This window comes from Halomonas sp. McH1-25 (genome assembly GCF_022348165.1).
Lineage (GTDB): Bacteria > Pseudomonadota > Gammaproteobacteria > Pseudomonadales > Halomonadaceae > Modicisalibacter.
The window spans coordinates 316,901-331,476 of record NZ_JAKRFI010000001.1 but is presented as its reverse complement, the minus strand read 5'-3'; the positions used below and the strand labels follow the sequence as shown (position 1 = coordinate 331,476).

General features: G+C 61.5%; 11 protein-coding genes. 3 read left to right on the top strand and 8 right to left on the bottom strand.

Going from position 1 to position 14,576, the window contains the following annotated elements; all coding sequences use genetic code 11:
- Positions 1-49 precede the first annotated feature (49 nt).
- Positions 50-1,909: an autotransporter assembly complex family protein gene (locus tag MHM84_RS01635; RefSeq protein WP_239261775.1), complete on the top strand. Its 1,860-nt coding sequence runs from the start codon at positions 50-52 to the stop codon at positions 1,907-1,909.
- Positions 1,873-5,997, top strand: a complete 4,125-nt coding sequence (locus MHM84_RS01630) for a translocation/assembly module TamB domain-containing protein (protein ID WP_239261773.1) — start codon at positions 1,873-1,875, stop codon at positions 5,995-5,997. Before MHM84_RS01635 ends, MHM84_RS01630 begins: the two co-directional genes overlap by 37 nt.
- Here the strand turns inward: MHM84_RS01630 and MHM84_RS01625 are convergent.
- A complete protein-coding gene (locus MHM84_RS01625; protein WP_239261771.1) occupies positions 5,966-6,442 on the bottom strand; it encodes a YchJ family metal-binding protein in 477 nt (158 codons plus the stop codon). The genes MHM84_RS01630 and MHM84_RS01625 overlap by 32 nt on opposite strands.
- A gap of 14 nt (positions 6,443-6,456) precedes the next feature.
- Here MHM84_RS01625 and msrA point away from each other — a divergent pair, with 14 nt between their 5' ends.
- Complete coding sequence (msrA, locus tag MHM84_RS01620) at positions 6,457-7,107, top strand: peptide-methionine (S)-S-oxide reductase MsrA (RefSeq protein WP_239261769.1); 651 nt, start codon at positions 6,457-6,459, stop codon at positions 7,105-7,107.
- On the opposite strand, the gene MHM84_RS01615 is transcribed toward msrA, so the two are convergent.
- The 7 genes from MHM84_RS01615 to MHM84_RS01585 all read right to left on the bottom strand — a co-directional run bounded on the left by MHM84_RS01615 (position 7,085) and on the right by MHM84_RS01585 (position 14,562).
- Positions 7,085-8,107 (bottom strand): hydrolase, encoded by a 1,023-nt coding sequence (locus tag MHM84_RS01615; RefSeq protein WP_239261767.1) that lies wholly within the window; start codon positions 8,105-8,107, stop codon positions 7,085-7,087. The genes msrA and MHM84_RS01615 overlap by 23 nt on opposite strands.
- A gap of 71 nt (positions 8,108-8,178) precedes the next feature.
- On the bottom strand, positions 8,179-9,492 hold the full coding sequence (gene pepQ, locus MHM84_RS01610; protein ID WP_239261765.1) for a Xaa-Pro dipeptidase: 1,314 nt from the start codon (positions 9,490-9,492) through the stop codon (positions 8,179-8,181).
- Positions 9,489-10,400 carry a LysR family transcriptional regulator gene (locus MHM84_RS01605; RefSeq protein ID WP_239261763.1) on the bottom strand — a complete coding sequence of 304 codons (912 nt, stop codon included), beginning with the start codon at positions 10,398-10,400 and terminating at the stop codon, positions 9,489-9,491. Before MHM84_RS01605 ends, pepQ begins: the two co-directional genes overlap by 4 nt.
- A gap of 71 nt (positions 10,401-10,471) precedes the next feature.
- The gene (locus MHM84_RS01600; RefSeq protein ID WP_239261761.1) at positions 10,472-11,536 is read right to left on the bottom strand and encodes an oligopeptide/dipeptide ABC transporter ATP-binding protein; all 1,065 of its coding nucleotides are present in this window, start codon (positions 11,534-11,536) and stop codon (positions 10,472-10,474) included.
- On the bottom strand, positions 11,533-12,570 hold the full coding sequence (locus tag MHM84_RS01595; protein ID WP_239261759.1) for an ABC transporter ATP-binding protein: 1,038 nt from the start codon (positions 12,568-12,570) through the stop codon (positions 11,533-11,535). The genes MHM84_RS01600 and MHM84_RS01595 overlap by 4 nt, the downstream gene beginning before the upstream one ends.
- A gap of 4 nt (positions 12,571-12,574) precedes the next feature.
- Positions 12,575-13,516 (bottom strand): ABC transporter permease, encoded by a 942-nt coding sequence (locus MHM84_RS01590; RefSeq protein WP_239261756.1) that lies wholly within the window; start codon positions 13,514-13,516, stop codon positions 12,575-12,577.
- Positions 13,513-14,562 (bottom strand): ABC transporter permease, encoded by a 1,050-nt coding sequence (locus tag MHM84_RS01585; protein WP_239261753.1) that lies wholly within the window; start codon positions 14,560-14,562, stop codon positions 13,513-13,515. The genes MHM84_RS01590 and MHM84_RS01585 overlap by 4 nt, the downstream gene beginning before the upstream one ends.
- Positions 14,563-14,576: the final 14 nt, after the last annotated feature.

The following is a 14,576-nucleotide window of genomic DNA, read 5'->3' as shown; positions in this document are numbered from 1 at the left end:
GTCCGTCATGTTGCCTGCCTTCGGTCACGCGTTTCGGCGACATTGAGGCATGCGTATGTTCCGCCACGGCGTTCTGGTAGTTGCGTTGGGCTCTGGCCTGTTCGCTACATCCAGCTTGGCTCTGGAAGCCGAGATTCAGGGTATCGACGGTGAAGCTGCCGAGAACGTGGCCAATTATCTGGCCGCATTCGACGCCAGTGAATATGGAAAGGATCGAGTTCGCTCCCAAGTGGCCAAGCGTACCCGCGAAGCGCTCAAGGCCTACGGTTATTATGAACCCGAACTCGATATCAGCCTGGTTGGAGAGAATCCCGTCGAACGGGCACGTCTACGGATCCGGCCAGGGCCTCGCGTGATCGTCACCGAGCTGGACGTTTCCGTCGAAGGCGATGCCGGCGATGACGATGCCTTTCAGCAGGTGCTCGACAACCTGCCACTCGAGGAAGGCGAGCCGTTACGCCACGCTCCTTACGAAGCGTTACGTAGCCGTTTCTCCACGCTTGCCGTGGAGCGTGGCTACTTCGATGCCAACTTTAGCGATCGACGCATCGAAGTCCGGCCATGGGAGGAGAGTGCGCGTATCTACCTGACGCTGGACAGTGGCGAGCGCTACGTCTTCGGGAATGTCCGCTTCGATGGCAGCCAGATCGAAGAGAGTCGATTGCGCAACATGATGCCCTTCGAGACCGGGGATGCTTACCTCGCCGGCTCGCTGGCCGTATATAGCCAGCGCCTCGGTGAAACCGGCTGGTTCCGCAGTGTCAGCGTGCGACCGCGTTTGCAGGGTCCCTCGGCTTCACTTGTCCAGGCGCATCGAGGCTGGTGGGAGGCCGTGGATACTGGAACGGACGACGCCGACAACGTACTCGAGGAGTCCCCATTACTGTCGGCCAGTGCTGTGAGTACCGCGAATCGCCTGGGTAGGGAGCGACCTCCGAGAGTGCCGGTCGAGGTCAACCTGATACCCGCCGATCGTCACCAGTTCGAGGTGGGCATCGGCTATGCCACCGATGTCGGGCCGCGCACCCAGTTCGCCTGGGAACAACCCTGGCTGAACGAGGATGGCGACAGCCTTAATCATGAGCTCTACCTGTCGGAGCCGGAACAGATATTCAGCGGCACTTACACCATTCCGCTCGCCAACCCGCTGACGGATAGCTACGAACTGACATACGGGCTGCGGCACGAAGACTATGAGGACACGCAGAGTCTAGAGGTGTCCACCGAAGTTGCCCGCCGCTGGTTGTTCGAGAACGGTTGGACGCAGCGGCTCTTCTTCCGTACCACCTACGAAGATTTCACCCAGGCGGACCAGGAAGACCAAGTGCTGCTGATGTATCCCGGCATTAGCTGGGCTCGCGTGCGTACGCGGAACCCGCGTTTCCCTACGTGGGGCGACAGACAGCGGCTTTCCCTGGCGATATCGGACGATATCTGGGGCTCGGATGCGTCGTTCGTACGCGCTACGCTGGATTCCCAATGGATTCGCATGCTGGGCGAGGATACCCGCTTCGTCGCTCGCACCGGTGTTGGGGCCATGCATACCGATGATTTCGACAGAATACCTCCGTCGCTACGCTTCTTTGCCGGCGGCGATCAAAGTGTTCGCGGCTACAGCTACGAAAGCCTAGCCCCCGAAAACGAGGATGGGGAACTTCTCGGCGGCCAACACCTACTAACCGCCAGTCTCGAGGCTCAACGACGGATCACCGGCGACTGGTGGGGCGCCGCGTTCGCCGATACGGGCAATGCGTTCAATTCGTGGTGGCCGGACGACCTGGCTACGGGGGCGGGCCTGGGTATTCGCTGGGTGTCCCCCGTAGGACCGGTTCGACTGGACATCGCCCATCCCTTCGATAGCGAGGAGGATTCGTGGCGTCTGCATTTCGCCATAGGTCCCGAATTTTGATTACCGTTCTACTCCGCCTGTTGCTTTGGTTCCCGCTGTGGCTGATCGGGTTGGTCCTGTTTCTGTTGGGCTTGGCATTGTCTCCCTGGGGAACGTCCTGGCTCGTGAATCAGGGCGAGGAGCGGGGCTTCTTCTCGGTAGAGAGTGTCAGCGGGGCGTTTCTCGACGATTTGACCCTGGAAGGACTGGAGCTGACGGCCGGCCCGGCGTTCGTTCGTATCGGTCGCCTGCACCTGGCCTGGGCCGAAGACTGCCTGCTCGATGGCAAACTATGCCTGGACGCCCTGCAATTGTCAGACGTTGACGTGGATATCCAGGAAAGCGATGCAACGACACAGGGAGCGGATCCCTCGGAGTCGGAGGGCGGCGGTATGCCCTCGATCGCCGTGCCGTTTCCTATCGAGCTACGAGCGTTGGAGTTGCGCGATGTCGACGTCCGGCTGGCTGATGGGACACGCTTCGCGTTGCAACGTTTCACCTCCGGCGCACGTCTCTCAGGCGATACTTTCACTTTGCTACCGACACGCTTGAGCGATGGCAAGCTGGTTCTGCCGGTCTCATCCGGGCAGGCCTTGGCGCTACCGGAACCGATGGTGGCCGATGGCGAATCGGACGCTACCAGCGAGACAGAGCCCCCGATACGGCCATTGACGGCGGATGCTATCGATGCGGCGATCGGTGTCGCTTCCATGCCGGTTCAGGCCAGTCCTAGCGAAGAGACGCAGGGAGAACGGGACGAGACGTCACTGGCCGATCGCGAGCCGATCAGCTTGCCCGAGATTACCCTGCCCATGGCCATCAGAGTGCCTAGCCTCGTGGCCGAGGATTTCGTCATCGACGGCCCCGAGCGTTATGTCGTCGAGCGGCTCGCGCTTAGCCTGGAAGGCGAAGGCCATGACATGCGCCTGCACAATCTGGCCGTGACTTCCTCCGAAGCCGATGCCGAACTTAGTGCCAGCGTCAGTCTGCAGGACGCTTATCCCTTGAACGCCGAACTGAACGCAGTGGTTCATCGCGCTCCCTTGGCAGGTGAAACGCTCTCGCTGACGCTCGATGGCAGCCTGGCCGATCTGTCGGCGAATCTCGAGGCCGGCGGGCCGCTGGCTGCCACACTCCAGGCGCAGGCCGACCTGCTGGCACCCACCGTTCCGTTCGAGCTACTGCTCGAGGCGGATCGTGCGCAGTGGCCGTTGGAAGGAACATATATCGACTCTGCAGCGGTCGACGTCGCTATCGAGGCAGCCACGGGAGTCTCTCCTGGAGAGGATGCAGCGAGCATCGTCAGCCCAGAGCGTGTGCCCTACGTAGTGAAGGATCTGACATTGCGTGCCGATGGCGATCTGGCCGGCTATCGTGTCGCGCTTTCCGGTGCGGTTTCAGGTGGGGAATTGCCTGAAGAAATCAGCCTGGCGATGACCGGCGAAGGTGACCTCGAACGTTTCGCCTGGACGCCGCTGGCCGTGTCGGCCGATAGCGGCGCATTGATCAGTCGCGGTGCCGTTCGCTGGACACCGCGTCTGGAGGTCGATGCCAGCCTGAACCTGGACCGCTTTTCTCTGGATGCCTTGACCGATGCTGTCCAGGGCCGGTTGAGCGGCGACGCCGAAGTGCACTTCGCCATGCGTGAAGAGGACGAAGGATGGCAGCTAAGCGTTCCGCAACTCGACATCGAAGGCACGCTGCAGCAGCGCCCGCTATCGTTGGAAGCCCAGCTTAGCGGCAACAGCGACATGCGTTGGCGGATACAGCGACTGCAACTGCGCCAGGGCGAAAATCGCCTGACGGCGCAGGGCAGCATTGCCGAATCGATGGACCTGAGTGGCGAGTTGAACGCACCGGCACTAGGCACACTATTGCCGGCATTGGGAGGAAGCGCACAAGGTCGCTTTACGGTAGGCGGAACGTTCGAGGCGCCCCAGCTCGATCTCACCCTGTCGGGCAACGATCTTCGCTATGCCGAAAACCGTCTCGACCGCTTGAGCCTGGATGCCGAGACGGCCGGCCTGGAAGACCCCCGTCTCGATGTCGCCTTGGATGTTTACGGTATCGAGGCGGGTGGGCAACGTATCGAGCATGTCGATCTCGACCTCGATGGGCGCCTGTCGCAGCATCGTCTCGAATTGGCCGTCGATGCAGCCGAGTCGATGCCGTTAACATCAGCCTCGCTGGCGTTGACCGGCGGACTCGATGCACAACGCACCCGTTATCAGGGGCGCCTTACCTCGCTGGCAGTCGACACCGAACAGGCGGATCTGCGCCTCGACGAGGCGGCAGAGTTTAGCGTCGCTCTGCCCGAGGGTCGCGTCACGGCCGAACCCTTCTGTCTGGTAAGGCAACAAGGCGGTCGTCTATGTTCCGTGGAGCGGCTCCAGGCATCCGCAGAGCAAGGCAATGTCGTGCTTGCCCTGCGCGACTTTCCCATGGACCTGGTGAATGCGGCACTTCCCGAGGCCTGGAGTGCCGAGGGCGAAAGCAATGGACGCATCGCTCTTGGCTGGTCAAGCGGTGGACGCTGGTCGGCACAGGCGGACCTGCAAAGCCGGCTGGCGTTGAGCGGCGAAGATGCCTACGGGCAGCCTTGGTCGCTGCCCGATTCGCGCCTGTCGTTGCAACTCGATGCCACCCCTGCCAGGGCCAATGTCGAGTCGACCCTGTCTCTTGCCGAGGCCGGAGAGTTGGCGGTAAATGCGGCAATCACGGATCCCACCGGCAATGCGCAGTTGGGGGGCAACATCACGTTCAACGACATTCAGCTGTCCCCGTATCGCCGCTTGGTAACCGGATTGGAGCAACTCGAGGGTGCACTGAATGGCCAGGTGAATCTGGGCGGTGCGCTGGCCGATCCCCGCCTCAATGGCAATCTTCAACTTGGCGATTTACGGGTGAGCGGGGGCGATATTCCCTTGGCCATCCGTGATGGCCGTCTGGACATTCAGCTCCTGGGCGATAATGCGACCCTGGACGGTTTCGTGGCTGCCGATGAAGGGCGACTCGAGCTGCAGGGCCAGGCACGCTGGCCCGTACCCGGCGAATGGGTGGCCGAGCTCGGCGTCGAAGGTACCCAATCGCCGCTGCTCGTCGATATGCCCGAGTTCGGTCGCCTGCGTGTCGCACCCGATCTGGACATTCGTGCCACGCCCGAGCTACTGCGTATACGGGGCGACGTGCAGGTTCCCTGGGCGCGGCTGAGCGTCTCCAGATCCGAGTCGCCACCCTCCGCCGTGGCGCCGAGTTCCGACGAGGTGATCATCACACGCGAAGATGAAGCGCGTGCTCGCGAGGCGGCGCGACAGGCGCTGGAAGAGGCGACGGAAGGAGGGGACGAAGCAGCGGCTCAGGCATTGCAAGAGGCCGGTATGCGTCTCGATGTGGCGGTCGATGTGAGCCTGGGTCCCGATGTGCAACTCGAGGCCTATGGCCTCGAGGCGGAATTGCAGGGCGACCTTCAGGTCCGCCAGGCCACGGGCCCCGTTCAATTGTTCGGTGAGATCAATCTGAATGACGGCCGCTACCAGGCCTTCGGTCAGGACCTGATCATTCGCCGCGGTCAGGTACTGTTCAGTGGCCCGGCATCGCAGCCCCGCTTGCAATTCGAAGCCATTCGCAACCCTGAAGCCACCGAAGACGATGTGATTGCCGGGCTGCGCGTGACGGGGCCTGCTTCGCAACCCAACCTGTCCATCTTCTCCGAGCCGGCCATGGACGAGAGCCGTGCGCTGTCCTACCTGCTGCGCGGCCGGGCGCCGGACGACGCCGGCGGCGATGACGGCGCCCTGACCTCGGCTCTGATCGGTCTGTCGCTGTCGCGCACTGGCGGTGCCGTGGGGCAGCTCGGCCAGGTTTTCGGTGTCGAGGACCTGAGCTTGGATACGTCGGGCAGCGGAGAAGAGAGTCAGGTCGTCGTCAGCGGCTATCTCTTCGACGATCTCAAGGTCAGCTATGGCGTAGGAATATTTTCGCCGATCGCCCAACTGACCCTGCGCTACAAGCTGCTACAGAATCTTTACGTCGAGGCCGTATCCGGTGCAGCTCAGGCCGTGGATCTGATCTATACCTTCAGTCTCGGGCGCAGCAACGCTTCGCCTTGACACCGCTGCCACAGGGACATGGGGCACTGCGGCCAGCCGATAAGCTGCGCCATTGTGCGTCGCCATCGACGTAAAACCATTGCCGTGCATCGTCGTCGAATCGAAAGCGGCTGGTTTCCTGCAGCGTGAAGAAGCGGCCATTTTGCCGTCCCGTGGCCTGGAACCGGACCCAGCCTTCGGGCGGCTGTCCACCGCTGGCCTCGATGTCCAGGTGTAGCCAGCGAGGCTGGGCATCCTCGAGAGCGTGCCGCGGCGGTCGGGTTTCGGGAGCCCAAGTGGCAAGCAGAACTTCCGTCTTGCCCTGGGCAAACGCAGTGAAGCGGGCACGCATCAACGCTTCAGGCTTGCCTGCGCAGGATGGGTCGTCATGCACCGGTTGGCAGCACTGGGCATAGGCACGGCGACTGCCGCAGGTACATAATCGAAAAACTTCATTCTGAACCAAGAGGAGGCGACTCCATGTGGTCACGTGATAAACAGCGCATGCCGGCGGCCGATGAAGCCCTGCCGGGGCGTGGCGAGCCGATACGAATCTCCGGCAGGCATCTCGTCAACGGTCACTCGATGATACCGCCTTTCCCGTCGGGCTGTGAGGAGATCGTTCTGGGCCTGGGGTGCTTCTGGGGCGCCGAGCGCTTGTTCTGGCAGCTGTCGGGTGTGCACGTCACGGCGGTCGGCTATGCTGGCGGATTCACCCCCAATCCGACCTATGAGGAAACCTGTACCGGGGGCACAGGGCATACCGAAGTGGTACGCGTCGTATTCGACCCCGAGGCGATCGGTCTCGATCGTATCTTGCAGGTATTCTGGGAAGCCCATGACCCCACGCAAGGCATGCGCCAAGGCAACGATATCGGCAGTCAGTATCGCTCGGCGATCTATACCACCAGTGATTCCCAGCGTCGCGAGGCGGAGGCCAGTCGTGACAGCTATCAGCAGGCGCTGAGCCAGGCAGGCAAGGGCACGATTACCACCGAAATTGCGCCACTCGAGACATTTTACTACGCCGAGGAATATCACCAGCAGTATCTGGCCAAGAACCCGGGGGGCTATTGCGGCCTGCGTGGCACGGGAGTGCAATGTCCACTCAGTCCGGTCGGTTCGTCATGAGGTGCAACTGACGAGGTACACTGGCCCAGTCCTGCAACTGTCGACATACGCGGCGTGCCAGCCATGAGCCAAGACGGCCCTGACGTGACTCGATGAAACCGACATGGCCGCCATGGCTGGCGATCTCGACACGCACGGCATCGCTGGGCGTCGGCAGGCGCTCGAACAGATCGTCTGGCATGAACGGATCGTCGGCGGCCTGCAGGATCAGGGTCGGCAATTCGATATCGCCTATCAGGCGCCCCGCGGAGGAGCGACGGTAATAGTCGCTGGCCGAACTGAAACCATGCAGCGGAGCAGTCACTTCGTTGTCGTAGGCCCAGAAACTATCCAGCCGACTGAGTTGACAGGATGACAGGCTAATGGGAAGCGTCTCGGTCGTCATCTTGGCGGTGATCTTCAGCTTGAGCGACTTCAGCAGGTAACGCTGATAGTGACGAGAAAAGCCGCGATTGAGCGCGTCGGCGCACGCAGCGAGGTCGAGTGGGGCACTGATGGCAATGGCACCGGCCAGGTCGAGTCCGTCGCCGCCCTGTTCGGCGACCAACTTGACAAGCATGTTACCGCCCAGGGAAACGCCTGCCGCGACTTTGATGGCCCGCGGATAACGGCGGGCAAGCTGACCAATGAACCAGTATGCATCGGCGGTATCGCCGGAATGATAGGCTCTCGGCAAACGATTGGGAGCCTGACCACAGCCACGGAAATGCATCATCACCGTTCGCCAGCCCAATGCGCTTGCGGCGGCCAATATCTCCCGGGCGTAGGGCGAGTCGAATCCTCCCTCCAGGCCATGAAACAGTACGAACACTGGGGCATCGTCGTGTAACGGCGCGGGACGCACCCAGGCCAGTTCGACGAAGTCGCCGTCGGGAAGATTGAGAATCTCGGTATCGCGTTCGAGCGACACCAAGGGGCGCAGGCGGGGCAACAGGGTTTGGACGTGCCGGTTGGAGAGCCCCCTGGCGGGCCGAAAGTCTGCGGGGACGATGCGTGACATACTGACCTCGCTATAAATCCTTCTATCAGCATATCGTTCACGCACCGGCTGGCAAGTCGCCAAAAGGCGATTCAGTGGGCCAGTCCGATGCGCGTCAAGTTTTCGTGGCCCGCTTCGGCGACTCGGATATTGTCTTCGATACGTATCCCACCATGACCAGCAAGTGCATCGACCAGTGCCCACTCGATGTGCCGCCCGGTTGGCGTTTCCCGCAATGGGTCGAGTAATAGGGGAATGAAGTACAGGCCAGGCTCCACCGTAACTACCATCTCCGCTTCCAGCTCTCGCGTCAGTCGCAAGGCGGGGTCGCTTTCCGGTGCCGGTAGCGGCTGGCCGTCAGATGCAACGCGACCTCCCACATCGTGTACCTGCAGGCCGAGGAGATGGCCCAATCCATGCGGGCAGAACGCGCGTGTAATGCCGGACTCGACGGCAGCCTCTTCGCTACAGCGAGTCAGGCCGTGCTCGATCAGCAATTTCCCCAGCTCCTGGTGCATGCGCCGATGCAGGACGATGAACGATACGCCGGGGCGAATGGCCTCGATCAGGCGTTGCTGCATGGCTTCCATGGCGTGTATCAGCGCACTGAATCGTGCATCGGCATCGCTGCCTGCCCAGGTGCGGGTAATATCGGACGCATATCCGGCCACACTGCGACCGGCATCGACCAGCAGGCTCGAGTAACTGGCTGGCGGCTGCAAATCGTAGTGCTGGTAATGCAGCACGCCGGCATGCCGATTGAGGCCAATGATGTTCTGGTAGGGAACGTCGGATTCACGCTGCCGGCTCGCACCCAGATAGGCGAGCTGGATATCGAGTTCTGCCGCGCCAGTCTCGAACGCATCATGGGCAGCCCGATGACCGGCCAGGGCCAGGCGGTTGGCGTCACGGATGCAGTCGATTTCGTACGCGGTCTTGCGCACTCGTAATTCATCGAGCGCGCGGACGAGTCTGGGCGGATTGAGTTCGCCGCCCAGCCGCTGAGCGAGATCGGCGGGTACGTCGCCAAGTATCGCTAGCCGCCCTGTGGGCGATATCGATGGTCTCGTGTCGACCGTCAGGCGGATATCGAAGCGGGACGTCCATGGCGCATCGGGCAATTGGGGGGAAAGGTGCCAAAAGTCGTCCGGCGCATGCAGGTACAGTACCGGCGTGTTGCCGGGGCGAATCCATAGCCAACTGTGGCTCACACCAGGCAACGGTACCCAATGCAGGAAATGCGCATAGGTCCGGAAGGTCGCCGCCTGGTCATCGGCATGATGGTAACGGGGCGCGCCACTGTAAAGCAGCAGCGCCTCATAGCCTTGTGTTTCGGCCACGCCTTGGTAGGCGCTCGTCAACCAGGCTAGATGATTCAAGTGGTCCGTCGGGTAATCATCGCTCATGTCACGGTCTCCTGAAGTTGCTGCCAGAGGTCGTCGAGCCCCGGATGGCGGTGCTCGCAGTAGCGATAGAGGCGCAATTCGAGGGGCACGTTCCAGCGTTCATCGCCGGCGTACACGAGCTCGCCACTGGCCAGCGAGCGTTGCACCGTACGCAACGGCAGCCAGCCGATACCGTAACCCTGCGTGACCAGTTCCTTGATATTGGCCGTCTGCACGTTCTCGTTGAGTTTCATCAGGTGAACTTCTTGCGAGGCCTGCGCCAGCCTTGCCTCGAGCACGGCATGTAGCAAGCCGCGAGGATGGTAGGCAATGTAGGGCAGCGGTTGGCGTCGTTGGCCGGGCAGAGCGTACCTGGGCTTGCCGTTATCGTCCGGCGCGCTGACAGGGATCAGTGTCTCGGTGTCGATGCGTAGATATTCGTAGCCGGACAGATCCAGGGTCAGCGGGCTGCGTCCTTGCGGCCAGTAGCAAAAGGCAAGGTCGCATTCGTCACGCTCCAGGGCGTGAAAATAATCGAGCAGCAGCCAACTGGTGGCACGCAGATAGGGTTCGACACGCTCCTGCAAGTCGTGCCGGGCAAGCCAGTCGGGAAGCACATAGGATAGTACGCTCTGCGGCGCGGCGATGACGATACGCCGGGCCTGGTTGTCGGCTATCTGATGTAGACGTTCGCGGGTCAGGCGCACGCGCTCGGTCACGTACTCGCACAGCAGCAAAAACTCTTCGCCCGCCGGTGTCAATGACAGCGGCAGCGTCTGCCGGTTGACCAGGGTCAGGCCCATTTCCTCCTCGAGCAGCTTGATGCGCCGCGAAAAGGTCGGCTGCGTCACGTTCTGAACGTCGGCGGCACGCGAAAAATGCCGCGTCTTGGCCAAGGCAATGAAGTCTTCCAGCCAGCGGATTTCCATCGCTTACTCCGTACCCCCCCGTGCAGAAGTGTCCGCACAGGGTAACGCTGCCATCGTGTTCACGTCGTGGCTCATGCCGTGATCCGGCCTTCCTCGACCGCATGGCAGGCGACCCGCGTGCCGCCGCTGGACGCAATCAACTCAGGCACCTCCTGGCGACAACGTTCGTTGGCGTGCGGACAGCGAGCGTGGAACACGCAGCCGGAAGGCAGGTTGACCGGTGTGGGCACTTCGCCCGACAGGCGGATGTGATCGGGGCGATCGTCTTCAAGACGCGGGATGGCCGAAAGCAGCGCTTGCGTATAAGGATGATGCGGCTTGGCGAACAGCTGACGCGTTTCGGCGATTTCACACACCCGACCCAGATACATGACCACGACACGCGAGCCGAAGTGCTCGACGACGGCCAGGTCATGGGTTATGAACAGGTAGGTCAGATGGCGGTCGCGCTGAGCATCCATCAGTAGATTCAAGACCTGGGCCTGGATCGATACGTCCAGGGCCGAAATCGGCTCGTCGGCAACGATGAATTCGGGATCGACCACCAGCGCCCTGGCAATCGCGATGCGCTGTCGCTGACCGCCGGAAAATTCGTGCCCGAAGCGCTTGCCCCAGTCGGGGTCGATCCCCACCGAACCCATGACCTCGGTGACCTGTTGGCGGATGCGTTCGCGGCTCCAGTCCGGATGATGAAAACGCAGCGGTTCTTCCAGGGTCTGCTGAATGGTCATGCGTGGATTCAGCGAGGCATAAGGGTTCTGGAATATCATCTGCATGCGCCGTCGGTACGGCAACAGCTGACGTGGACTGAGGTCGTCGATGCGCTGGCCAGCGTAACGGATTTCGCCACGCGACGGCGACAGCAGGCCCATGACCATGCGTGCCACGGTGGACTTGCCGCAGCCGGACTCGCCGACAACGCAGAGTGCCTCGCCGCGCCGTACGTCGATATCGACGCCGTTGATGGCGTGGACATAAGCCTGGCGACGCACCAGCTTGCCGCGCTCGAAGCGCAACTGGTCGAGGAAGTCGCCGGACAGGGGGAAACGCTTTTCGAGCCCACGGATCTCGACCAGTGTCGGGTCAGTCTGTGTGGACACGACACTTTCGGCAGCGTGCGGAACGACCTGGCTCATGAAACCTCCTGCGATGTCTTGTGCGGACCGCTGCCATCCGGTGTGCGCTCGACCAAGTCGCGCACCATATGACAGGCCACATGACAGTTGCCCGACGTGACGAACCCGGGCACCTGTTCGCGGCAGTCGCGACGCGGGTTGCCCGTGTCATCCATGGAAAAGCTGCAACGCGGATGAAAGGCGCAACCGGGAGGCGTGTTGGCCAGCGAAGGCATTGCGCCGGGAATCTGATTGAGGCGATGCCCGGGCGTGGCCATCTGTGGCAGAGCGTTGATCAACCCCTGGGTGTATGGATGCTGGGCATCGTTGATGATTTCCCGGGTCGGGCCTTGCTCGATGACACGCCCGGCATACATGACCAAGGTTCGCTGAGTGACCTGGCTGACCACGCCCAGGTCGTGGGTGATCAGGATCAGTGCGACGTTGTGCTTTTCGCACAACTCCAGCAGCAGCGTCATGATCTCGGCCTGGATGGTCACGTCGAGGGCCGTGGTTGGTTCGTCGGCGACGATGATGTCCGGATCGAGCAGCAGGGAGATGGCGATGATGATGCGCTGACGCATGCCACCCGATAGCTCGTGCGGATACTGGTCGAGCCGCTTTTCGGGCGAGGGAATATAGACCTGGCGTAGCTTGTTCAGGGCAACGTTGCGTGCGTCCCGGGTGCTGATGCGACGGTGCGCCTTGAGGCACTCGACCATCTGGTCACCGATGGTCAGCACCGGATTGAGCGTCATCATCGGGTCCTGGAAGATCATCGAGATCTTGTTGCCACGAATCTTCTGCAGCGCCTTGGGCTTCAGCGTCGTCAATTCCTGCCCGTCGAAGCGTATGCTGCCGCCGGCGATATAACCCGGTTTGCTGATCAGATTGAGAATGGTGAAGGCGGCCACGGACTTGCCGGCGCCGGACTCGCCCACGATGCCGAGACGCTCGCCCCGGTCGAGCGTGAAGCTGATGTCACGCAAGGCGCGAACATCGCCGTGGCGTAGTGCGAAACGCACATCGAGATTGTTGACTTCGAGAAGTGCCATGCGATCAGCCCTTGTAAAGACGGGGGTTCATGACGTCGCGCAACCAGTCGCCCAGCAGGTTGATCACCAGCACCAAGACGACCAGCACCATGCCGGGAATCAACGTGATCCACCATGAGCCGGATTGGATGTAATCGAAGCCGGACTTGATCAGCGATCCCAGCGACGGTTGCGTTTCCGGCATACCCAGGCCGAGGAAGGAGAGTGCCGCTTCGGAAATGATGGCATTGGCGACCTGCACGGTGGAAATGACGAAGATCGGCGAGAGCGTGTTGGGCAGGATATGCCGGAACATGATGCGTTTGGCACGAAACCCCATGACCCGCGCTGCATCGACATACTCCTTGCTGCGCTCGGCCAGCACCGAAGCGCGAACCGTACGCGCATACTGGGGCCATTCCGCCAACCCGATGATCAGCACCAGTAGCAGCACAGCGTACTCGCTGAAGGTTTCCCCGCCGAAGGTGGCCTTGAACACGGCGCCGACGATGATCGCGACCATCAGGGTGGAGAATGACAGCTGGATGTCTGCCAGGCGCATCAGAAAGGCATCGACGCGACCGCCGAGATAGCCGGCCAATAGGCCGAAGGAGACCCCGATCAGTGCCTGCAGTATGACTGCGCCGAAGCCGATAATCAGCGATACCCGTGCACCGTAGAGAATCGTCGACAGCAGGTCGCGGCCCTGGGCATCGGTGCCCAGCAGGTACTGCGGATCGCTGCCCTCGATCCAGAACGGAGGCAATTCGGAGCTGAGAATGTCGATCTGCGCCAGATCGTAGGGATTCATGGGCGCCAGCCAGGGGGCCAGGGCGGCCGCTACGACCATGGTCACGAATATCAACAGACAGACCTGGGCGATCATGTCGCGTTTGAAGCTGTAGAGCAGATACGAGTCACGGAAGCGTGCCCAGCGCGAGGGCACGGTAGGTGTTGTTGTCGTCATGCGGGCTTGCCTGTCAGTTTGACGGTGGGATTCACCAGTCCGTAGATCAGATCCACCAGGGTGTTGGTAATCACGAAGATCAGGCCGACCACCATCAGGTAGGTGATGATCAACGGAATGTCGGAGCGCTCGATGGCATCGAGAAACATCAAGCCCATGCCGGGCCACTGAAACACCGTCTCGGTGAGGATGGTAAAGGCGACCAGCGTGCCGATCTGTACGCCGCCAACGGTGATGACGGGCAACATGGTGTTCTTGAGAGCGTGCAGGAAGTAAATGCGCCGCATGCTGATGCCCTTGGCCTTGGCGAACTTGACGTAATCCGACTGCAGCACTTCGAGCATCTCGGCACGAATCAGGCGAATGAACAGCGGCAACATGATCGATGCCAGTGAAATCGCCGGCAGCACCAGGTAGACCAGGCTGTCCCAGGAGGCAAAGTTGGTGTACCAGGTACCGAACACATGGGTCAGGTCGTTGCCCCGACCATAGGCCGGCATGCCGCCTTCGGTGGAAAGCAGGCCATTGAGCCAGCTGCCCCAGCCGGTATCGTCGGGAAAGGGCGTTACGTTGATGCCGATCGAGAATATCTGGATCAGCACGATGGCGGTCAGGAAGACGGGAATGGAAATGCCGACGATCGACACGCCCATGAACAAGCGTGACAGGGGCGAACGAGGCTTGATGGCACTATATACCCCGATGGGCACGGATAGCGTGACGATAAGAAACGTCGCAGCTACCACGAGCTCGAGGGTGGCGGGCAAGTGCCGCAGAATGACATCGGTGGTCGGCTCGTTGAAGAAATACGAGTAGCCAAAATCGAACTGCACTGCGTTCTTGGCGAAGCGTAGATACTGCACCAGGAACGGATCGTTCAAGCCGAGCTCCTCGCGCAGGACGGCACGCTCACTCTCGGGAACCGACTGGCCGACCATCTGCTGAATCGGGTCGCCGAGGTTGTCCTGGATGGCGAAGCTGATCACGCTGATGACGAACATCACCAACAGGGCGTGAAACAGGCGCTTGATCAGAAAGGCAATCATGGATTGCGGGTCCT

Coding starts and splice junctions, on each gene's coding strand:
- MHM84_RS01615 (WP_239261767.1), bottom strand. CDS start 8,107: ATGTCACGCATCGTCCCCGCAGACTTTCGGCCCGCCAGGGGGCTCTCC.
- MHM84_RS01605 (WP_239261763.1), bottom strand. CDS start 10,400: ATGGAAATCCGCTGGCTGGAAGACTTCATTGCCTTGGCCAAGACGCGG.
- msrA (WP_239261769.1), top strand. CDS start 6,457: ATGTGGTCACGTGATAAACAGCGCATGCCGGCGGCCGATGAAGCCCTG.
- MHM84_RS01595 (WP_239261759.1), bottom strand. CDS start 12,570: ATGGCACTTCTCGAAGTCAACAATCTCGATGTGCGTTTCGCACTACGC.
- pepQ (WP_239261765.1), bottom strand. CDS start 9,492: ATGAGCGATGATTACCCGACGGACCACTTGAATCATCTAGCCTGGTTG.
- MHM84_RS01585 (WP_239261753.1), bottom strand. CDS start 14,562: ATGATTGCCTTTCTGATCAAGCGCCTGTTTCACGCCCTGTTGGTGATG.
- MHM84_RS01590 (WP_239261756.1), bottom strand. CDS start 13,516: ATGACGACAACAACACCTACCGTGCCCTCGCGCTGGGCACGCTTCCGT.
- MHM84_RS01635 (WP_239261775.1), top strand. CDS start 50: ATGCGTATGTTCCGCCACGGCGTTCTGGTAGTTGCGTTGGGCTCTGGC.
- MHM84_RS01600 (WP_239261761.1), bottom strand. CDS start 11,536: ATGAGCCAGGTCGTTCCGCACGCTGCCGAAAGTGTCGTGTCCACACAG.